Source organism: Kitasatospora sp. NPDC004240 (genome assembly GCF_053603215.1).
The window spans coordinates 1-19,303 of the sequence record NZ_JBSGFD010000164.1 but is presented as its reverse complement, the minus strand read 5'-3'; the positions used below and the strand labels follow the sequence as shown (position 1 = coordinate 19,303).

Annotated in this window: 16 protein-coding genes, 1 tRNA gene and 1 pseudogene; 6 read left to right on the top strand and 12 right to left on the bottom strand. The window is 73.2% G+C overall.

The features are described from left to right. Positions 1-80: 80 nt before the first annotated feature. Positions 81-1,271: pseudogene (locus ACWEQL_RS32265) on the top strand (hypothetical protein); the annotation flags it as partial. A gap of 68 nt (positions 1,272-1,339) precedes the next feature. Here ACWEQL_RS32265 and ACWEQL_RS32260 read toward each other — a convergent pair. The 3 genes from ACWEQL_RS32260 to hemC form a co-directional block, all read right to left on the bottom strand. Continuing rightward, positions 1,340-3,001 carry a long-chain fatty acid--CoA ligase gene (locus tag ACWEQL_RS32260; protein ID WP_452153906.1) on the bottom strand — a complete coding sequence of 554 codons (1,662 nt, stop codon included), beginning with the start codon at positions 2,999-3,001 and terminating at the stop codon, positions 1,340-1,342. 151 nt (positions 3,002-3,152) lie between these two features. Next, the gene (locus ACWEQL_RS32255) at positions 3,153-3,572 is read right to left on the bottom strand and encodes a protein-tyrosine phosphatase family protein (RefSeq protein WP_452153907.1); all 420 of its coding nucleotides are present in this window, start codon (positions 3,570-3,572) and stop codon (positions 3,153-3,155) included. 301 nt (positions 3,573-3,873) lie between these two features. Further along, complete coding sequence (hemC, locus tag ACWEQL_RS32250; RefSeq protein WP_452153905.1) at positions 3,874-4,812, bottom strand: hydroxymethylbilane synthase; 939 nt, start codon at positions 4,810-4,812, stop codon at positions 3,874-3,876. A gap of 229 nt (positions 4,813-5,041) precedes the next feature. Between hemC and ACWEQL_RS32245 the strand changes: the two genes are divergently transcribed. Then, positions 5,042-5,269 (top strand): hypothetical protein, encoded by a 228-nt coding sequence (locus tag ACWEQL_RS32245; RefSeq protein WP_452153904.1) that lies wholly within the window; start codon positions 5,042-5,044, stop codon positions 5,267-5,269. A 93-nt stretch (positions 5,270-5,362) separates the two neighbouring features. Here ACWEQL_RS32245 and ACWEQL_RS32240 read toward each other — a convergent pair whose 3' ends face one another. Together ACWEQL_RS32240 and ACWEQL_RS32235 are read right to left on the bottom strand one after the other, a co-directional pair. Continuing rightward, positions 5,363-6,688, bottom strand: coding sequence for a hypothetical protein (locus ACWEQL_RS32240; RefSeq protein WP_452153903.1), 1,326 nt, complete (start codon positions 6,686-6,688; stop codon positions 5,363-5,365). Positions 6,689-6,818: 130 nt separating this feature from the next. After that, the gene (locus tag ACWEQL_RS32235) at positions 6,819-7,736 is read right to left on the bottom strand and encodes a DUF1906 domain-containing protein (RefSeq protein ID WP_452153902.1); all 918 of its coding nucleotides are present in this window, start codon (positions 7,734-7,736) and stop codon (positions 6,819-6,821) included. Positions 7,737-7,888: 152 nt separating this feature from the next. On the opposite strand from ACWEQL_RS32235, the gene ACWEQL_RS32230 reads away from it, so the two are divergent. Continuing rightward, positions 7,889-8,986 (top strand): EamA family transporter, encoded by a 1,098-nt coding sequence (locus ACWEQL_RS32230; RefSeq protein WP_452153901.1) that lies wholly within the window; start codon positions 7,889-7,891, stop codon positions 8,984-8,986. Between the two features lie 22 nt (positions 8,987-9,008). Here ACWEQL_RS32230 and ACWEQL_RS32225 read toward each other — a convergent pair whose 3' ends face one another. The 5 genes from ACWEQL_RS32225 to ACWEQL_RS32205 all read right to left on the bottom strand — a co-directional run bounded on the left by ACWEQL_RS32225 (position 9,009) and on the right by ACWEQL_RS32205 (position 14,701). Further along, a complete protein-coding gene (locus ACWEQL_RS32225) occupies positions 9,009-9,785 on the bottom strand; it encodes a pyridoxine/pyridoxamine 5'-phosphate oxidase (protein WP_452153900.1) in 777 nt (258 codons plus the stop codon). Between the two features lie 464 nt (positions 9,786-10,249). Then, positions 10,250-10,579, bottom strand: coding sequence for a hypothetical protein (locus ACWEQL_RS32220; protein ID WP_452153899.1), 330 nt, complete (start codon positions 10,577-10,579; stop codon positions 10,250-10,252). Between the two features lie 547 nt (positions 10,580-11,126). Continuing rightward, the gene (locus ACWEQL_RS32215; protein ID WP_452153898.1) at positions 11,127-12,491 is read right to left on the bottom strand and encodes an FAD-binding oxidoreductase; all 1,365 of its coding nucleotides are present in this window, start codon (positions 12,489-12,491) and stop codon (positions 11,127-11,129) included. Between the two features lie 182 nt (positions 12,492-12,673). Beyond that, positions 12,674-13,501: a MerR family transcriptional regulator gene (locus ACWEQL_RS32210; RefSeq protein ID WP_452153897.1), complete on the bottom strand. Its 828-nt coding sequence runs from the start codon at positions 13,499-13,501 to the stop codon at positions 12,674-12,676. 75 nt (positions 13,502-13,576) lie between these two features. Next, entirely contained in the window at positions 13,577-14,701 is a 1,125-nt protein-coding gene (locus ACWEQL_RS32205) for a peptidoglycan-binding protein (RefSeq protein ID WP_452153896.1), read from the bottom strand. A 1,020-nt stretch (positions 14,702-15,721) separates the two neighbouring features. Here ACWEQL_RS32205 and ACWEQL_RS32200 point away from each other — a divergent pair. The 3 genes from ACWEQL_RS32200 to ACWEQL_RS32190 all read left to right on the top strand — a co-directional run bounded on the left by ACWEQL_RS32200 (position 15,722) and on the right by ACWEQL_RS32190 (position 17,834). Continuing rightward, positions 15,722-16,402, top strand: coding sequence for a helix-turn-helix transcriptional regulator (locus ACWEQL_RS32200; RefSeq protein ID WP_452153895.1), 681 nt, complete (start codon positions 15,722-15,724; stop codon positions 16,400-16,402). Beyond that, positions 16,399-16,860, top strand: coding sequence for a hypothetical protein (locus ACWEQL_RS32195; RefSeq protein WP_452153894.1), 462 nt, complete (start codon positions 16,399-16,401; stop codon positions 16,858-16,860). The genes ACWEQL_RS32200 and ACWEQL_RS32195 overlap by 4 nt, the downstream gene beginning before the upstream one ends. A gap of 191 nt (positions 16,861-17,051) precedes the next feature. Then, the gene (locus tag ACWEQL_RS32190; protein ID WP_452153893.1) at positions 17,052-17,834 is read left to right on the top strand and encodes a tyrosine-type recombinase/integrase; all 783 of its coding nucleotides are present in this window, start codon (positions 17,052-17,054) and stop codon (positions 17,832-17,834) included. 151 nt (positions 17,835-17,985) lie between these two features. On the opposite strand, the gene ACWEQL_RS32185 is transcribed toward ACWEQL_RS32190, so the two are convergent. Further along, positions 17,986-18,073 (bottom strand) — tRNA-Ser (locus ACWEQL_RS32185). 64 nt (positions 18,074-18,137) lie between these two features. Next, the coding region (locus tag ACWEQL_RS32180) for a S1C family serine protease (protein WP_452153892.1) at positions 18,138-19,303 on the bottom strand (1,166 nt) is incomplete at its 5' end.

Below are 19,303 nucleotides of genomic sequence, written 5' to 3'. Positions count from 1 at the left end.
CCTGGCCGTGATCGTGCAGCGCCGGCCAGCCGCGGCCGGACCAGGCGCTGCACGATATGTCGCTGCCCGGCGTGCCCGAGCCCGGCACCCCCTTCTACCCCGGCCTGGAGCACGCGCTGCCCGCCGGTCCCGTACCCCCGCAGCCCGAACCGGCCGCCGCACCGACCGGCCGCCGGCGCCGCCTCGCCGTACCGCCGGGACCGGAGGGCTCCGGCCTGCCGGTGCCGGCCGTCCCCGGGGCGGCACCCGCTGGTTCCGTCCCGGCGCTGCCCGCGCTGCCGTCCGCCGGCACCCCGGCGGGCGAACCGACCGGCCCGCGGCCGGTGGGCACCGGGCTCGGCGAGCTCGTGCCGCCGCGTCCGCTGGGCGCCGCGCCGCTCGCGGTCCCCCCGCTGCCGGCGCCCGCCGTACCGGCCGAGGCCCGGACCGCCCCGCGCCCGGTGGCCGAGCTGCCCGCCGCCCTGCCGGCCCCGCTGCCGCCCGGCCTCGGCGAGCAGCCCGTCCGGCCCGTACCTGCCCCGGGCGACGACGACGCCCGCCGGCTGCTGGTCTGGCCCGAGCCCGACCCGGCCACCAAGCAGGCCCTCCAGGAGCGCGGCTACCGCCCGGTGATCGTCCGCTCCCGCGAGGAGGTGGACGCGCAGGTCGCCGGCCTGCCCGCCGCGCTCTTCGTCGACCCGCTGACCGGCCCGATCACCCGCACCGCACTGCAGTCGCTGCGCACCGCGGCGCTGAACAGCAGGGTCCCGGTGCTGGTCACCGCCGGCCTCGGCCAGGCCACCCGGGACGCCGCGTACGGCGCCGACCCGGCCGTCCTGCTGCGCGCGCTGGCCCCGCGGGACGGCGAGCAGCACGCCCCGCGGGTACTGCTGGTCGAGGGCGACCCGGACATCGCCGCCGCCATGATCACCAGCCTGGAGCGGCGCGGCATGCACGTCGAGCACGCCGCCGACGAGAACGACGCGGTCGCCCGGGCCAGCAGCGTCCAGCCGAACCTGGTGGTGATGGACCTGTTCCAGATCCGCCGCCGGCGGGTCGGCCTGCTGGACTGGCTGCGCGCCAACGACCGGCTGCACCGCACCCCGCTGGTCGTCTACACCTCGGTGGACCTCGACCCGCGCGAGCTGCCCCGGCTGCGCACCGGCGAGACCGTGCTGTTCCTGGCCGAGCGGGCGACCACCGCCGACGTCCAGTCGCGGATCGTCGACCTGCTCGGGCGGATCGGCGCGATGGGCGAGACGGGCGCGGGCGTCGCGGCGGCGGCCGGCTGACGACCCGCCCGGAACGGCCGAGGGCCGGCTCCCCCGTCGCGGGGGAACCGGCCCTCGGCCGTTCGCGGTCACTCCTTGCCGAGCACCGTGACGTCCAGCCCGTCCTCGGCGTAGGTCGCCCGGATCACCTTCTTGTCGAACTTGCCGACCGAGGTCTTCGGCACCGCCTCGACGATCGCCCAGCGCTCCGGCAGCTGCCAGGAGGCGACCCGCTCGGCCAGGAAGGCCCGCAGCTCGCGCAGCCCGGCGGTGGCGCCCGGACGCAGCACCACGGTGGCCAGCGGCCGCTCGCCCCACTTCTCGTCCGGGACGGCGACCACGGCCGCCTCGGCGACCTCGGGGTGGGCCATCAGCTGGTTCTCCAGGTCGACCGAGGAGATCCACTCGCCGCCGGACTTGATGACGTCCTTGGCGCGGTCGGTGAGGGTCAGGTAGCCGTCGGCGGTGATGGTGCCGACGTCACCGGTGCGCAGCCAGCCGTCCTCGCTGAACTTGTCGTCCGGGCGCTCCGGGTCGTTGCCCGCGCCCCCGTAGTACGCCCCCGCGATCCACGGGCCGCGCACCTCCAGTTCGCCGGCCGAGGCGCCGTCGTGCGGCATCCGCTCGCCGTTCGGGCCGATCAGCCGGGCCTCGACGGAGGCCGGGAAGACGCCCTGGGTGACCCGGTAGTCCCACTCCTGCTCGGGGGTGAGGCCGCCGGGCGGCTGGGCGAAGGTGCCGAGCGGGGAGGTCTCGGTCATGCCCCAGGCGTGCACGACCTTGATCCCGTGCCGCTCGTCGAAGCCCTTCATCAGGGCGGGCGGGCAGGCCGAGCCGCCGATGACCACCATCCGCAGCGAGGAGGTGTCGTAGTCGCCGGCGTCCAGCTCGTCCAGCAGGCCGCTCCAGATGGTGGGGACGGCGGCGCTGACGGTCGGCCGCACCCGGTCGATCATCTCGGCCATCGGCTTCGGCTGGAGGAAGCGGTCCGGCATCAGCAGGTTGCTGCCGGACATGAAGGCGGCGTGCGGGATGCCCCAGGCGTTGACGTGGAACATCGGGACCACCGGCAGCGCGACGTCCCGCGAGGTGAAGGCGAAGTTGTCGCCCGAGTTGACCTGGAGACAGTGCAGGTAGACCGAACGGTGGCTGTAGAGCACGCCCTTGGGGTCCCCGGTGGTGCCGGAGGTGTAGCAGAGCGCGGCCGCGCTGCGCTCGTCGACGTCGGTCAGCCAGGGGTACTCCACCGGCCGCCCGGCGATCAGCTCCTCGTAGTCGTGCACGCCGCCCGCGAAGCCCTCCAGCGCGGAGCGGTCGCCCGGGCCGCTGACCACGATGTGCTTGAGGGTGTCGTTCAGCTGCGGCAGCACGGCGGCGAGCAACGGCAGCACGGTGCCGTTGACGATGATCACGCGGTCGGCCGCGTGATTGATGATGTACGCCAGCTGGTGCCCCGGCAGCCGCAGGTTGAGGGTGTGCAGCACCGCGCCCATCGAGGGCACCGCGAGGTACGCCTCCAGGTGCTCGGCGTTGTTCCACATCAGGGTGCCGACCCGGTCGTCGAGGGTGACCCCGAGCTCGTCGCGCAGCGCGCACGCCAGCTGCGCGGCCCGCGCGCCCACCTCGGCGTACGTCCGGACCACCGGCCCGGCGCCGTCCCAGGTGGTGACGGTCGAGCGGCCGTGGACGGTCGAGCCGTGGACGAGGATTCTGGCGACGGTGAGCGGTACGTCCTGCATCGTGCTGAACACGGGGTCCTCCTTGACCTGGCGGCACCTGGCGACGACCCGGCCCTCTACTGGTGGGTAATTTCGGCCGGTCGTGCCCGATTGTGCCCCCCGGCGGCCTCCGGTGTCAGCAGCCCGGAGCCGTTGCCCGGATCACGGCTCCGGCGGGCCCGGCTCAGCGCCCGCCCGCCGCTCCGGCCGGGGCCGGGAAACGCCGGACGAAACGGCGCTGCCAAGGGGTTTCCACGGCGTGCCGGGAGTAGTGCTCGCGGACGTAGGTGACGGCCCGGTCGGCGGGGACGCCGTCCAGGACGGCCAGGCAGGCCAGGGCGGTGCCGGTGCGGCCGCGGCCGCCGGAACAGGCCACCTCCACGCGGTCGGTGCCGGCCCGGGCCCAGGCCTCGTGCAGGGCGACGGTCGCGGCGGCGGGATCGGCGGGCAGCCGGAAGTCGGGCCAGCGCAGCCAGCGGCTCTCCCAGGCGACCTCCGGCGGGCGGCGGCCCAGCAGGTGGAGGGCGAAGGTGGGCGCCGGACCGGGCGGCAGCGGGTGGCGCAGGCCCCGGCCGCGGACCAGGCGCCCGGAGGGCAGCCGCAGGACGCCGGGCGCCTCGGGGTCCCAGGGGGCGGTGGGGGTGGCGCGCTCCTCCGGGGTCTCCGGGCTCTCCGGGGTGGCGCGCTCCTCCGGGGTGGTCGGGGTCTCCGGGCTCTCCGGGGTCTCCGGGGTGGTCGGGTCGGTGCGGTCGTCGGTCATGCGGTGAGCCTGTCAGAACGCCGGGCCTCCGTCACCGGTGCGCCGGTCGGCGGGTTCGGGGACGGAGGCGGACGACGGCGGTGGTCGACGACGACGGCGACGGTTGACGACGACGGTTGACGGCGACTCAGGACCGGAGTGCGGGTCAGGCCGCGACCGGCGCCGGGCGGATGGCGTCCAGGATCTCGTGGGCGCCCCGGTCGATCAGCTCGGCGGCCAGGGCCTGCCCCAGCAGCTCCGGGGAGCCGTGCGCGGTCAGCGAGGCCTCGGCGCGCTGGCGGCCGTCCAGCGAGGTGACCTGGCCGAACAGGCGCAGCCGCCCGTCCGGCAGGGTCTCGGCGTACGCGCCGACCGGGACGCTGCACCCGCCGTGGAGCTCGGCGAGCATGGCGCGCTCGGCCCGTACGTGGACGTCGGCGAGCGGGTCACCGGCGGTCACGAGGATCTCGCGGATCGCCCGGTTGTCCTCGCGGACCTGGATGCCCAGCGCGCCCTGGCCGGGGCTCGGCGGGAAGAGGTCGAGCGGGAGCAGTTCGCCGATCGCGTCCTCCAGGCCGAGGCGGCGCAGTCCGGCGGAGGCGAGGACGACGGCGTCCAGGCCCATGGTCTCGATCTTCCGCAGCCGCGGCGGCACGTTGCCGCGGATCGGGACCAGCTCCAGGTCCGGCCGCACCGCCAGCAGCTGGGCGATCCGGCGCGGCGCGCCGGTGCCCACCCGGGCGCCCTTGCGCAGCCCGGCCAGGGTCGAGCCGCAGAGCGCGTCGCGGACGTCCTCGCGGGGCGGCGGCGGCAGGAGCATCAGGCCGTCGGGGTTGGCGGTCGGCAGGTCCTTGAGGGAGTGGACCACCACGTCCACCTCGCCGCGGACCAGCGCCGCCTCCTGCTCGGTGCTGAACGCCGAGCCCCCGCTGACCGCGCTGACGTCGGACAGCAGCGAGCGGCGGTCCCGGTCGCCGCCCTCCAGGATGATCCGGTGGTTGAAGGTGACCTCGGGGAAACGTTCCCTCAGTGGTGCGAGGTACTCACGGACCTGGGCCTTCGCGAGATTACTCGCCCGCGAGCCCACCAGGAACGAGGTCGCCATGGTGATCCACTCCCCGAGGTAGCTGACACGTCTTCAGTTCATGCTAAGCGCGCCCCGGTTGTGCTTTTACAGACAGGAAGTCGGCAAGTCGGGCGGCGGGCGGCCGGGCCGGCCGGCGGAGGGCGCGGGGCGGAGGGGGCCGGGGGTGGCGGTGAGGGTCGTGCGCGAAGGGATCGCGGATGGGGATCGAGGGATCGCCGGCGGGGGCCGAGGGGCAATACTGAGCGCCATGAGCGACAGCCACCACGAGCGGCAAACGCACCCGGATCCGCCCGCCGGGTTCCGGGTCCCGTGCCCGAACTGCCACGGCGGGGTGCGGACCCGCGCCCGGCTCGGCCTGCGGCACGACCGCACCGGCACCGGCCACATCCCCGAGACCTGCCGCGACTGCGCCGGCCGGGGCTGGCTGCCGCTGGGCAACGGGGTGTGGACGCGGAACGGGACCGCCGGGCGCTGAGGCCGGGCGGTCCCGCGGTGGCCGGTCCACGGCCGCTTCATGGGTGCTTCAACGGCGTTTCAGCGCTGCTTCGGCGCTGATTTCGGTGCCGGGTCAGGCCTGCGGGTTGGCCGCGCCCGACGGCAGGAAGAGGTGGACGGCGACCTCCGGCCGCGGGGTGAACGCCGGATCGAGGTACCAGCCCTGCTCGGCCGCGAGGCGCAGCAGGTGGTGACCGCCGATCCCCTTGTAGGTCGCCACGTCCACCTTGAAGCGGGGCACGTAGGCGGCGGTCGGGGCGCCCCGCTTGGCGATGTCGCGGGCCATAATGCGGCGGACGTGGTTCTCCCAGGCGGCGGTGGAGCCGGTCATCTCCGCCCAGATCACCCGCGGCCCGACCGTCCACCGGGCGAACCACAGGCCCCAGTAGCTCGGGTCGCTGCGCTTCACCCAGAAGGTGAGCAGGCCCCAGACCGGGACGTACACCAGCTGGAGCACCAGCACGAACGGCAGCAGCAGGGCGAACCGGGTCGGCAGCGGGCCCCAGGGGGTGCCGGGCGCGGCCGGCGGGTCGTTCGGCCCCGGGACGTACGGCAGTACCGGGGCGGGGATCACGCGCTCCAGGACGGCGTGCCCCGCCGTGGTCGCGTCCCGCGCGAGCTCCCAGCCATGCCGTGCGGCCAGCCGGGCCAGGCCGTCCGCGCCGAGGCCGCGGAAGTAGCGCAGCGCCAGCTTGATCGTGATCTTGCGGCTGAGGTCGGGCTGCAGCGCCCCCTCCCCGGCCGCGTGCCTGGCCTCGGCCTCCCGGATCCGGCGCGCCAGCACCGGGGCCACGTAGGCCTCCCAGTCCTCCGGACGACCGGACAGCTCGGCCTTCAGCCGGCCGTACGGCATGTAGAAGCGGTGGGGCTTCAACCAGGCGTCGGACTTCGGCCCGGAGGGGCCGCCGCCGCCCGCGAACATCGCCAGGACGACCAGGGCGACCAGGGCGCCGATCCAGAGCGGCAGGTAGATCCACTGGAGCGTGAACTGGAGCAGCACCCCAATCCGGCTGCGGCGCGGCGCGGAGCCGCCGCCGCGCCCGCCGTCCATGCGCGCGAAGTCGGGGACGTAGCCGGGCTCCTGGCTGCCGGCGGGCTGCGCCGGCACGGCGGCGGGCGCGGGCTGCGGCGGGGCCGGCTGGGCATACGGGTGCTGCGGCTGCTGGGCCCCGTACGGGTGCTGCGGCGGCTGCTGCTGAGGGGCGTACGGGTGCTGCGGCGGGGCCGGCTGGCCGTACGGATCCTGCGGTGGGGCCGGCTGGCTGTACGGGTTCGGCTGCCCGTACGCCTGTTGCTGCGGCTGCGGCTGGGCGTACGGCCCCGGTTGCGCGTACGGGTTCCCCTGTTGCGGCGCGCCGTACCCGCCGCCGCCCCCGTAGTAGTCCTGACCGTTCGACACTTTCCGTCCCCCGTGGTTGATCCGTGATGTCCCGTCGATCGCCGACCGCGGATCGTTGATCGTTGATCGTTGATCGAAATCGACGGGACACCTTATCGGGGAGCCCGGACGGCGGGGCGCGGGGCGGGTCCTACCCCGCGACCGGCCCGTCGACCTCGTCGCGGTCGATGGTCAGCTCGACGCCCCCGTGGCTCTCCTTCACGTTGCCCCGGTACTGGTGGATCCGCTGGTGGTCGGCCCAGAGGTCGAGGTCGATGCCGCCGCTGCCGCCGGTGTCGGCGCGGTCGTCCCAGCGGGCGTACCAGAGGACGTCGGGCAGCGGGGTGCTGCCCGCGCGGGCGGCGGCGACGAGGTCGGCGATGCCCGAGTCGAGGCTGGAGTAGAAGCCGGCGAGGTAGCCGGCGGCGTGCAGGCCCTGGGTCCAGCCGGCCGCGAAGTCGACGACGGCCTGCCCGCAGACGGCGTCGTTCAGCGGGTACGCCTCGATGTCGAGGTAGACCGGGCTGCCCGCGCCGAGGCCGAGCACCTGGAGGCCGAGCACCGCCTCCGCGGCCTCCTCGCGGCCCTGCTGGACGGCGTTCGCCGGGTCGATCCGCTTGGGCTTGCGCGCGATCGCGCTGCACGGCGCCTGCCGCCCGACGTGGGTGGGGATGAACCGCCAGCCCATCGCCCGCGCCTGGCGGACCCACTCGGCGGTGAGCGCCGGCTGCGCGCAGCCGCGCTGCCCGCCGCTGGTGTAGATGCCGACCACGCCGTACGGGGAGGTGCCCTGCCAGGCCCGCAGGGTGTCGAGCGGGGGCGCGGTGCAGGTGTCGAAGGCGGCGCCGCGGTAGGTGTCGCGCAGGCGCGGGGCGGGCGGGCCGGCCCAGTCGGGCAGCACGACGGGGCGGATCCGGGGCGGGGGCGGCGGCGCGGCGGGGACCTCGACTGCGGTCGGCGCGGTGGCGCCCAGGGGCACCGCCGCTCCCGCGCTCGTACCCGGGCCTTCGGCGGCCAGCAACAGGACCAGGGAGGCGGCCAGGAGTGCCGCCGGGCGGATGTAGCGCACCCGGCCTTGATACTGACGGACCATCGGACGATCACGGCAAGCGCGCCGCGAGCGCCGCCGAGGCTCACCCTTTCGGGGGCACCCGTCCACATCCGTCCACATTCCGGTAACGAGCTTGCCCCCGGGTGACTCCTTACGGCAGACTCGCCGGCATGCCCACGTCCCACCCCAGCGAAACCGCTGCCTCGACGCCGAACGGCGGAGCCGTCGCCGAGGCCCTTGCCATGCCGCCCGCCCCCAAGGGCGAGCCCGCCGGCGAGCGCGGTGGCTGGCGACGAGGCGGCGCCGACGCCGCGGCCGGCGCCATGACGCCCGGCTCCGCGACAGCACCACCGGGGGTGCACCCCGGACGGCCCGCGGGCCGCCGGTTCCCCCAGCTGATGCGGCGCCCGGAGCGGATCCCGGCGCCGCTCCTCGTTCTGACCGCGATGTTCACCGTGCAACTCGGCATCGCCCTGTCCAAGCCGCTGTTCGGCCCGCTCGGGGTCGCCGGCACCACCTTCCTGCGGCTGGGCTTCGCGGCGCTCGTGCTGCTGGCCGTCACCCGCCCCCGGCTGCGCGGACGCTCACCGCGCGACCTCGCCGCGGCCGGCCTGCTCGGTATGGCCTCGGCCGGGATGACGCTGCTGTTCGCCGGCGCGATCGACCGGCTGCCGATGGGCACCGCCGCGACCATCGAGTTCCTCGGACCGCTCGCGGTCGCGCTGGTCTTCGCCCGGCGCGCCAGCCACCTGCTCTGGGCCGGGCTGGCCGCCGCCGGGGTCGCCCTGCTGACCCTGCTCGGCGAGGGCGGCGACGGCGCCGCGCTGGACCCGGTCGGCCTGGCGTACGCCTTCGGGGCGGCCGGCTGCTACGCCGCGTACATCCTGTTCACCGACAAGGTCGGCGCCTCGTTCCAGGGCTTCCAGGGCCTGGCGGTGTCGATGACGGTCGGCGCGCTGACGGTGGCGCCGTTCGGGCTCGGCCAGGCCTGGGACGGGCTGAGCGCGCCGGACGCCTCGGCGCCGGTGCTGCTGCTCTCGGTGGCCGGGGTGTCGCTGCTGCTGCCGGTGATCCCGTACGCGCTGGAGATGACCGCGCTGCGGCGGATGCCGCAGCGGGTGTTCAGCGTGATGGTCAGTCTGGAGCCGGCGGTCTCCGCGCTGGTCGGCCTGGTGGTGCTGGGCCAGCTGCTGGGCGTGCCGCAGCTGGCCGGGATCGGCTGCGTGGTGGCGGCCAGTGTCGGGGCCACGCTGACCGGGCGGCGCTGAGGCCCTCCCCGGGCCGTGGCCCTCACGGCCAGAGCATGGTGCGCGCCCACTCCGGGGCGCGCACCGGGCCCGTCCGGGTGTAGCGCAGCCGGACGTGGCGGCGGTCCGCGTCGCCCTGCCAGAACTCCACCTCGTGCGCCCAGAGCGTGTAGACGGCGTGGCCGGCCGCGACCGCGCCCGGGACGGCCTCCAGCCGGCGGCGGGCGGCCGCGGCCGCCTCGTCGTACTCGTCGAGCGAGCCCAGCGGCTCGCTCTGCCGCCCGACCAGGGTGGCGATCCGGGCATCCGGCGAGCGGGTGGCGAACTCCGCCGCCGCGACCTGGTCGGCCGCCCGCTCGACCGTTCCGCGTACCCGGATCTGGCGGCCCAGCGGCGGCCAGTAGAGGGTGAGCGCGGCGGCCGGGTGGTCGGCGAGCTGCCGGCCCTTGGGGCTGTCGGCGGCCGCCGAGAACACCCAGCCGGTGCCGGAGGCGTCCACATCGCGCAGGACCAGCACCCGGGCGTCGGGCAGCCCGTCGGAGTCGACCGTGGACAGCGTCATCACCTGCGGGTCGAGCACACCGGCCGCGAGCGCGGTGGCGAGCCAGTCGACGAACAGCGGGCCCGGTTCGGCCGGGGCCGCGTCCGTGTCGAAGGACGGCAGCGGGCGGGCCATCGGCGGACGGCCGAGCAGCAGCTCGGGGACGGAACGGCCCCCGGGCACGCCCCGGTCCTCCGCCCTGGGCTCGGTGCGGGGCTCCGGGCCGGTGTCGGGCCGTGCCTCGCCGGGGCCGGTCAGCCCCTCCTCCTCCGCTGCCATCGCGCCCTTCCCTCCGGTTGCCGCGGCCGCACTCCGGCGGCCCGCCGTCGGGCGCGCGCGGGTGCGCTGTGAGAGCGCAACCGTACCGCCGCGGACCGACGCCGCCGGGTGCGGGCCCTGTCCGGCGGACGGCCGGAGGCCGTACGGCACCCGCCGGGCCGGGCGTACGGCGGCGCGGGTGCGCCCCCGGGTCCGTACGTGGCGCCCCCGCCCGACCGTGGCGCTCTCGGACGACCGTAGTGCCCTCACCCGACCGTGACGCCCCCGGACGCACCGGTGGGCGGTGCCGTCGACGGCACCGCCCACGAGGCCGGTTCGCGGTGACCCTTTCCGCTGCCCGGTACGTGCCGCGCGCCCGCGTCGCCGCGTCGCGCGTCCGTTCACTCCGAACCCCTCGCGCGGGTGATCGGCTCACCCGCGGCCGTCCACCCCCGGCGCCCCCGCCGGCGGTGGGACCGGCGCTGTCAGGGGAAGATCGGCGCGAAGACGACGTCGAGGTTCGCGTTGGACTGACCGGCCAGGACGGTGCCCGCGTTGTCCTTCACGGCCACGGTGTTGTTCTGGTTCGAGGCACCGGAGCCGGTGGCCGTCTGCTGGGTCGAGAGGTGGTTGCCGTCGACCGAGCCGAAGACGTTCCCGGTGCCGATGTTGGACACCACGCTGCTGTTGGACCCGTCGTTCGCCAGCGCGCCGTTGTCGGCGGCGGCGGCACCGGCGCCCGTCAGCAGCAGGCCTGCCGCCAGCGGGATCGCGACGAGCAGGCCGACCACCCGGGGGGTGCGGATGCGAACCATGAATTCCTCCAGGAAAGCTGTAAGTCCTACATGTCGTACACGGTATGCGGGGATTCATCGGCCAGATGAACTCCCGCAGGCTGCGACGCCGGGAAACAGACTTCCGCAACAAATCGACAAAGCGCCACCACCACGGGGGCTTTTCGCCCGTTCGCGTGATATCCGAGTCGCGGGGAATATCCGCGCCACCAGCCGCATACCTGTCGACATACTGGCTCCCAGCTGGGGTTTTGCCCGATCGACCAGGCCTGGCGGGGAGCCCCGGAGAGGGCGCGCGACCGCACACGAACGGCGGCTCGCACCACCCTGGCGCGAGCCGCCGTAGAACGCGCCCCCACAGGGTGGGGTCAGCCTTCCATGTCGATATATCCAGCCATTCTGCGACTACTCGAAATATCCGACAAGAATGGATCCCGAATGAGCGATGAACGGAACGGCCACCGGACAGCCCGGGCCGCCCCGAGCCATCCGGTCCGCCCGAAGCATCTGAACCGTCCGGCCGTCCGGGCCGTCCGGGCCGGAGGACTGGGGTGCCGGAGGACCGGACTCAGACCGCCTTGCCCGGGTTGAGGATCCCCAGCGGGTCGAACACCGCCTTGACCTGCCGCTGCAGCTCCATCCCCACCGGCCCCAGTTCGCGCGCCAGCCAGTCCCGCTTGAGCAGCCCCACCCCGTGCTCACCGGTGATCGTCCCGCCCAGCTCCAGGCCCAGCGCCATGATCTCGTCGAAGGAGCGCTGCGCCCGGGCGGTCTGCTCCGGGTCGGCCGCGTCGAAGATGACGATCGGATGGGTGTTGCCGTCGCCGGCGTGGCTCACCACGCCGATGGTCAGCCCGTGCCGCTCGGCGATCAGCGCGACCCCGTTCAGCATCTCGGCCAGCCGGGAGCGCGGCACCGCCACGTCGTCGATCATCGTGGTGCCCAGCCGGTCCAGCGCGGGCAGGGCCAACCGCCGCGCCTCCAGCAGCAGTTCGGACTCGGCCTGGTCCTCGGCCGGCACCACCTCGGTCGCGCCGGCCGCCCGGCAGATCTCCTCCACCACCGCGAGGCGCCCGGCCGGATCGGCCCCGTCGAAGGCCACCAGCAGCAGCGCCTGGGTGGACTCCGGCAGCCCCATCTGCCCCAGCTCGTTGACCGCCCGCACGGAGACCGCGTCCATCAGCTCCATCAGCGAGGGCGTGAGGCCGCGGGCCATCACCTCGCACACCGCCGAACCGGCCGCCTCCGCGCTCGGGAACTCGGCCGCCAGCGCCAACTGCGGCGCGGGCGCGGGGCGCAGGGCCACCACCGCCCGGACCACCACGCCCAGCGTGCCCTCCGAGCCGACCATCAGCCGGGTCAGGTCGTAGCCGGCCACGCCCTTGGCGGTGCGGCGCCCGGTGGACAGCAGCCGCCCGTCCGCCAGCACCACGTCCAGCCCGAGGACGTACTCGCTGGTCGTGCCGTACTTCACGCAGCACAGCCCGCCGGCGCCGGTACCGATGTTGCCGCCGATCGTGCAGGACTCCCAGCTGGACGGGTCCGGCGGGTAGGCCAGGCCCGCCTCGGCCGCGGCCCGCGAGAGTTCGGCGTTGACCACGCCGGGCTCGACCACCGCGATCCGGTTCACCGGGTCGATCTCCAGGATGCGGTTCATCTTCACCAGGGACAGCACCACGCAGCCGTCCACCGCGTTGGCCGCCCCCGACAGGCCGGTCCGCGCGCCCTGCGGCACCACCGGGACCCGCAGTTCGCTCGCCGTGCGCAGCACGTGCTGCACCTGCTCGACGGTCTCCGGGAAGACCACCACCGCCGGGACGCCGGCCTCGCAGAAGCCCGCCATGTCGTGGCTGTAGGCGGCCATCACGTCCGGGTCCACCGCCAGCGCCCCCGGGGGAAGTCCCTGGGCCAGCCGGTCCGTCAGATCACTCACCGCAGTCTCCGTTCGCCGCCGTGTGGTCGCGCCCGTCCTACGGGCGACTCTGCCCCCAGGGCGGGGACCGGGCAAGTACGCGGGCCGGGCGCAGGTCACCCGTCGGCCACCCGTCCGCCGCCCTGGCCCCCAGCCCGGCCCCGCCCCGCCCGCTGCCTCGCCCCCGTTCGCCGCCGGCCCGGTCAGCCGCGGACCACCGGCTCCTGGAACTCGGTCACCCAGCCCGCCTGGTCCTCCGGGCACTCCAGGTACAGCTCGCGGGCGTACCCGGCGGAGCGGTACCCGTTCTCCTCGATGAAACGGGCCAGCGACTGCACCGCCCCCGTGCTGTCGTCCATCGGCCCCCGGTGCACCACCGTCGCCGCCTCGGCCTCCGGCAGGTCCAGCACCTCGAAGCCGTACGCCTCCGAGGGCGCCACCCCGGCCCCGACCGGGACCGCCGCCCGGACCAGCACCGCGCCGTCGCCCTCCGGGACGTCCTCGTAGCGGGCCACCGCCGGGCCGGCGTCCGCCACCCCGGCCAGCGCCATCCGGCGGCACAGCTCGTCGAAGAGCGGCCCCACCACCGGGGTGAGGTCCTCCGGCTCGTAACCCGGCGCGACCGCCGTCAGCTCGGCCACCCGTACCGCCGGCACCCGCTTGACCACGACCTCGTCCACGGACATCCGTCCCTCACTCTCGATCGTCCGGAGCCTCGCCTCGACCCGGGCCAGCCTCCGCGCGTCCGCCGCCATCGCCGCGGCGAGCTCGGCCCGCCGCAGGCGCAGCATCCCGCGCAGCTCGGCCGCGTCCACCCGCTCGTCCAGCACGTCCCGCACCTGCTGCAGCGTGAAGCCGAGGTCCTTGAGCGCGACGATCCGGTTGAGCCGGGCGAGTTGGGCGGCCCCGTAGAGGCGGTAGCCGTTGAACGGGTCGACCCGGACCGGGTGCAGCAGTCCCACCGCGTCGTAGTGGCGCAGCATGCGGACCGACACCCGGCCGTGCTTGGCGAAGTCTCCGATGGTGAACATGATGCCTCCAGTGCAGGGCCTCACACGGTGTCATGGTCAAGCACCACCATCACCGCGGGCCCGCACCGGCCGGCGTCAGTCCGTGACGTCGAAGCCGCGCCGCTCCCCCAGCTCACGCAGGCTGCGCTGGCCGGGGATCCCGTTGGCGTCCGTCCCCCGGTAGCCGAGCGCCCGCTGGAAGGCCGCGTACGCCGCCACCGTGCGGGTCCCGAAGGAGCCGTCCACCCAGCGGCGTTCGAGCAGCCCCTCGTCGGCCAGCGCCTGCTCGACGATCCTGGTCTCCTCCCCGTACGTGCGGTGCCCCTGCTCGGCTCCCGGGTCGGTCCGGGCGGCGGCCACCACGTGCGCCAGCGAGACCCGCCGCGGCGAGGGCAGCCGGCCGAGCAGCCGGCGCAGCGAGGTCTCGCCGGGGACGCCGTCCGCGTCGGCGCCCCGGTAGCCGAGGGAACGCTGGTAGTCCCGGTAGTTGAGGGTGTCGGGGTCGCGCCAGTCCTCGTCCGGGCCGCTGCGGTAGTGCCCGCCGAAGCCGGCCGCGACCAGCGCCTCGCCGACCTCCCGCACCTGCGGGCCGTGCGCGCCGTAGCCGTACTCCAGGCCGTTGATCGTCACCCGGCGGCGGACCGGCGTCCCGGTGGTGTCCCCCTCCGGGCGGGGCGGCGGCAGCGGGGTGCCGTTCCTGATCCGGGCGGCGATCCCGGGCAGGACGGCGTCGTGGAACTGCCGCACCCGGGCGTCACCGGGGCAGGCCGTGCCGCTGGTCGACCACTGCGGGAACAGCCGGTGGTGGCCGAAGCCGGGGTCGTCGTGGGCGCGGCAGACCCGCACCGGGATGTCGTGCGTGCGGGCCAGCCAGGCGCCGAGCTCGACCAGCGCGTGGAGCTGCTCCGCCGTCCACGGGTCGGTGTGGTCGAGGTTGGACGCCGACTCGACGCTGACCGCGCCGGTGCCGTCCGCCCGCCGGTTCGCCCCGTAGTTGGCGTCCGCCCTGGTCCGCGTCCCGATGAACTGCCCGACGGCGCCGTCGAAGCCCACCCCGAAGTGCGACTCCAGGTTGGTCGAGTCGCGCCAGTACTCGTACATCCGGCGCGGCGTCCACGGCGCCGCGATGCTGTGCAGGATCACCTGCGTCGGGACGATCGCCGGCTGCCCGTCCGACTCGGGCTGCAGCTCCATCCGCTCGGCGCCGGGGTACCAGGCCATGTTCGCCTCCAGGACGTGCCGGAGCGCCCGGATCCGCACACCCGCCGGACGCGTTCCCGGGGCAGTTCGCCCCCTGTCCTCCGGCTAACGGCGGCCCCCTCAACCCGGGAGGACGCCCCCGCCCCAAACCCCCCGTCCGGGTGAACCCGCCCCCGCCCCGCTGACGCCCAGCCACCCCGGACAACGCGAAGGGCGGGTGCCGGAAGCTACCGGCACCCGCCCTGAGCAGGTGGTTCTCCTACTTGCGGAGAGCGTGGGATTCGAACCCACGGTACGGGGTCACCGCACGACAGTTTTCAAGATCGGCGCGAGTAGGACCTCATCACCCTGCCTACCTTCAGCTCCATAGGTACATCAGAGTTCAATCGACCGGCCGGTCCAGAGGTGGTCCACACGAGCCTGCTGGCAATTTATGTGATGAGAAGTCATATGCGGGGAGGTGTCACGCGACAGGCGTAACATCATCTCAACGGCTGCCGAGAGCAGCTTGGACAGGGCCGCACCCTTACAAGCAAGAACACCAAGGTGCGGCGCGGCCAGAAGGCAGGCTCTGTGGCACGTCAGCTCCCTGGCGCGACACTTCGCGCGATCACACTTGAGCACGACCCGCCTCTCGGCGATGCCGGGGCAGGGGAGGCCAAGTGGTAGGCAAGGAACTCACCGCCAAGGACATCAAGGACAAGGACATCCGCAAGGCGGTTGAACCCTTGCTCAAGAAGGGTTGGACCCTCCACAAGGAAGGGCATGGCACCAGGCTGTACTGCCCCTGTTCTGGCGGTGGTTGCACTACCATTCCGATCGGCAGCACTCCCCGGTCCCCGACGACCAAGGCGCGGCAGATCACGAACGCGGCGGGCAGGTGCCCGAAGCCGAAGGACTCCCCGCAGCGAAGCCTGACAGGCGGACGTGACTAGCGGGTAACCCTCCTCTCACTTTGCAGATTGTGCCGTTTTGTCCATATTTTTGCGTTGACGAATGACAACAGCTCTGCCACCCTGAGCCTCAGGAGAAGGGGGACGCATGGACTACGAGCTCACCTTCGTCGTATCTGGAACCAGCGTCGACGACGCTGACACCGTCGAGGCGCTTGAGCACGAGCTAGACGCCATGCTCTACCGCGGCGGCGGCGTCGACCTGCTCACCATCGTCACTCCAGGCGACAGCTGTCTAGCTGCAGCGCTACAGGCTGTGTCCGACGTGGGACGGGTTGCATCGCACCTGCAGCTGCTCCGACTCGACCGGAACCTGGTTGGCGTGGCCGAAATCGCGCAGCGCACATCCCGCACCCGCCAGAACGTCAATCAGTGGATCAATGGCGACCGACAGGGAAAGGCTCGCTTCCCACTCCCAGAGGGAACAGCAGGACGGTCGCACGTCTGGCTGTGGAGCGAAGTCAACCGTTGGCTGCGGATAATTGGCCTTGATGACGGCTTCGAGTACCCAACGCGCGATGAAATGGCAATCATCGACAGCATGCTAATTAGAGCTCGCCAGGGCGCTGTCCCGGTCAGTTCGAAGGCTCGCAGCGACGCCATGGTCGTACCGGTTGAGCATGGACATCTGCTCGTGGACATTACAGTCGAGCATGATATTAACGGGATGAAATTCTCGGGCTTCGCCCACGCCGTTCCCAGCAAAATTCAACCGCCCGCCTTCCCCCCCTCGTCCGAGTTCAAGCCGCTTAATAGGGTTGCCGCATGACAGAGGAGCCGGTGAAGGTCAGCGCGGCCGACTACAACCAACTCGTAAGCCGCATCCACCTAGAGACCATCTTTGCAACCGAGCTACACGCTCGGCGACTGGCACCCTCCCTGCCAGCACGGGTGAACGTGCAGTCAGAGATCGGATTGGCAATCGGCGAGGGCGTTGTCGACTACCAACTCCGAATCAACTGCTATTTCGCCGATGAAGAAGATACAAGCGTGGCTGAAGCAGCTACGGTTGTCGCTGCTCGCTACCGGGTAAACGAGGGGTCCAGCATCCCAGAGGCCGTCTTTCACCTCTATGGCGAGCGGGCGGCATCTTTCATGATTTACCCTTACGCCCGGCAGCATCTAACAGACCTAACAACGCGCCTCGGCCTGCCCGGATTCTATCTCGACGTAATGGTCAGAGATGCAATCCCAGAAACAGAAAGCAGTTCATCGCATCAAGATTGAATAGGTCTCCGGCTTCACGCACACCCGAGCCAGAATCTCCAAATTTGGCATCACAATTAGCGGAGAGCCCCTGCAGCAGGGCTCTCCGCTAATTGAGTGGCGGAAATCAACACCGGGACCAATCTCAGGCGGCCAGGATCTCGCAGAACGCCACAGCTGCGTCATCGCTTGACTTGTATCGTGGCCAGCGCATGGTGTTCAACAACGCGTTGCGGTACGCGGTGGAGCGACGCAGGCTGCCCTCCAACCCTCTCCAGTTCATCGACTGGACTCCCCCGGCCACCAGCGATGAGATCGACTTCCGGTGGGTGCCCGACCCCGCTCAGGGGGCCGCGCTGCTGGAGGCGGCCGGGCAGGCGTCGACCCGGGGGCAGCACCTGCGGGCGTTCTACGGGTGCATCCTGTACGCCGCCACCCGTCCGGCCGAAGCGACCAACCTGCGGCGCGCCGACTGCACCCTTCCGGAGGAGGGGTGGGGGCTGCTGGTGCTCGGCAGCAGCTCGCCACGGGTCGGCTCCCGCTGGACCGATGACGGTCAGTCGCACGAGGAGCGGGGGTTGAAGCGCCGGGCCCGCAACGCCACGCGGGAGGTGCCGATCCCGCCCGCGCTGGTGCGGCTGCTGCGCGAGCACATCGACGCGTTCGGGGCGGCCCCGGACGGCCGGCTGTTCCGCGCAACCGAGGGCGGGCGGCTGCTGACCAAGGAGACCGCGGCCGTCTGGAAGCGGGCCCGCGCGCTCGCGCTGACACCCGAAGAGGTGAACTCGCCTCTCGCCGAAGTGCCCTACGCCCTGCGGCACACGGCCGTCTCCGGGTGGCTGGCGGCCGGGGTCGACCAGACGGAGGTGGCCCGGCGGGCGGGTCACAGCGTGGCCGTCCTGCTGCGGTTCTACGCAAAGATCATCAATGGCCGCCAGGAGCAGGCGAACGGCATGATCGAGCGCTTCCTGAACGGCGGGGAGACGGCCGCGTAGGGCCCCGGGGGCCGGTCCACGCTGGTCCACGGCTGGTCCACACGCGCTGCCCGAAGGTGGCACACGGGTGGGACAGCCCGGGACAGGAGACGCGAAGGGCGGGTGCCGGAAGCTACCGGCACCCGCCCTGAGCAGGTGGTTCTCCAACCAGCGGAGAGCGTGGGATTCGAACCCACGGTACGGGGTCACCGCACGACAGTTTTCAAGACTGTTCCCTTAGGCCGCTCGGGCAGCTCTCCAAGGCGGAGGCCAGCCTAACGGGTCCGGCGGGGTTCGGTGCACCTGGTTGTGGTCGGGGTGGGGTCAGTTGTCGCCGACCCGCTCGCCGAGGACGACCTTGGTGGTGGCGGTCTGGCCGTTGCGGGTGTACTCGATGTCGACGCTCTCGCCGGGCTTGTGCGTCCAGATGCGGCTGACCAGGGCGGGGCCGTTCTCGATCGGGATGCCGCCGAGCTTGGTGATCACGTCGCCCGCCTTGAGGCCGGCCTTGTCGGCGGCGCCGCCCGGGGTGACGGCGGGGGTGCCGCCGATGTCGCGGGTGGAGATCTGGGCGCCGTCGCCCTTGTAGTCGTCGTTGCGGAGCACGTCGAGCTTGGCGTAGACCGGGCGGCCGGTCTTGATCAGGGTCTCGGCGACCCACTTGGCCTGGTTGATCGGGATGGCGAAGCCGAGCCCGATGCTGCCGGCCCGGCCGGTGCTGGAGGTGTTGGACTGGATCGCCGAGTTGATGCCGATCACCGCGCCGCCGGAATCCAGCAGCGGGCCGCCGGAGTTGCCGGGGTTGATGGAGGCGTCGGTCTGCAGGGCGTTCATGAAGGACGCCTGGCCGCCGGTCTCGTCGCCGGAGGCCACCGGGCGGTCCTTGGCGCTGACGATGCCGGTGGTGACGGTGGACTCCAGGCCGTACGGGGCACCGATGGCGATGGTGGAGTCGCCGACCAGGACCTTGTCGGAGTCGCCCAGCGGGAGCGGGGTGAGCTTGCCCTTCGGCGGGTTGTCGATCTTGATGACGGCAACGTCGTAACCCTCGGCGCGGCCCATCACGGAGGCGGGGTACGAGGTGCCGTCGGCGAACTTCACGCTCAGCTTGCCGCCGTTGGCGGCGGGGGCGACCACGTGGTTGTTGGTCAGGATGTGGCCCTCGGTGTCGAAGACGAAACCGGTGCCGGTGCCGGACTCGCCGTTGCCCTGGGCCTTGATGGTGACGACGCTGGGCAGCGCCTTCTGCGCGATGCCGGCCACCGAGCCGGGCGCGGCCTCGGTCCGCTGGCTGTTGTTGGCCTGCACGGTGGTGCTGCTGTGGTCGGCCGCCGAGCCGACCGCGCGGTTGTCGCGGTCGGTGACCACGACGCCCACCGCGCCGCCCGCCACACCGGCGACCAGGGCGACGGCCGCGAGCAGCGCGACCAGGCCGCCGCGCTTCCTGCGCGGACCGCCCTCGCCTGGCAGCGGCGGCGCCGGGTAGCCGA

Coding starts and splice junctions, on each gene's coding strand:
- hemC (WP_452153905.1), bottom strand. CDS start 4,812: ATGGCGACCTCGTTCCTGGTGGGCTCGCGGGCGAGTAATCTCGCGAAG.
- ACWEQL_RS32245 (WP_452153904.1), top strand. CDS start 5,042: ATGAGCGACAGCCACCACGAGCGGCAAACGCACCCGGATCCGCCCGCC.
- ACWEQL_RS32230 (WP_452153901.1), top strand. CDS start 7,889: ATGCCCACGTCCCACCCCAGCGAAACCGCTGCCTCGACGCCGAACGGC.
- ACWEQL_RS32225 (WP_452153900.1), bottom strand. CDS start 9,785: ATGGCAGCGGAGGAGGAGGGGCTGACCGGCCCCGGCGAGGCACGGCCC.
- ACWEQL_RS32220 (WP_452153899.1), bottom strand. CDS start 10,579: ATGGTTCGCATCCGCACCCCCCGGGTGGTCGGCCTGCTCGTCGCGATC.
- ACWEQL_RS32210 (WP_452153897.1), bottom strand. CDS start 13,501: ATGTTCACCATCGGAGACTTCGCCAAGCACGGCCGGGTGTCGGTCCGC.
- ACWEQL_RS32205 (WP_452153896.1), bottom strand. CDS start 14,701: ATGGCCTGGTACCCCGGCGCCGAGCGGATGGAGCTGCAGCCCGAGTCG.
- ACWEQL_RS32200 (WP_452153895.1), top strand. CDS start 15,722: ATGGACTACGAGCTCACCTTCGTCGTATCTGGAACCAGCGTCGACGAC.
- ACWEQL_RS32195 (WP_452153894.1), top strand. CDS start 16,399: ATGACAGAGGAGCCGGTGAAGGTCAGCGCGGCCGACTACAACCAACTC.
- ACWEQL_RS32190 (WP_452153893.1), top strand. CDS start 17,052: ATGGTGTTCAACAACGCGTTGCGGTACGCGGTGGAGCGACGCAGGCTG.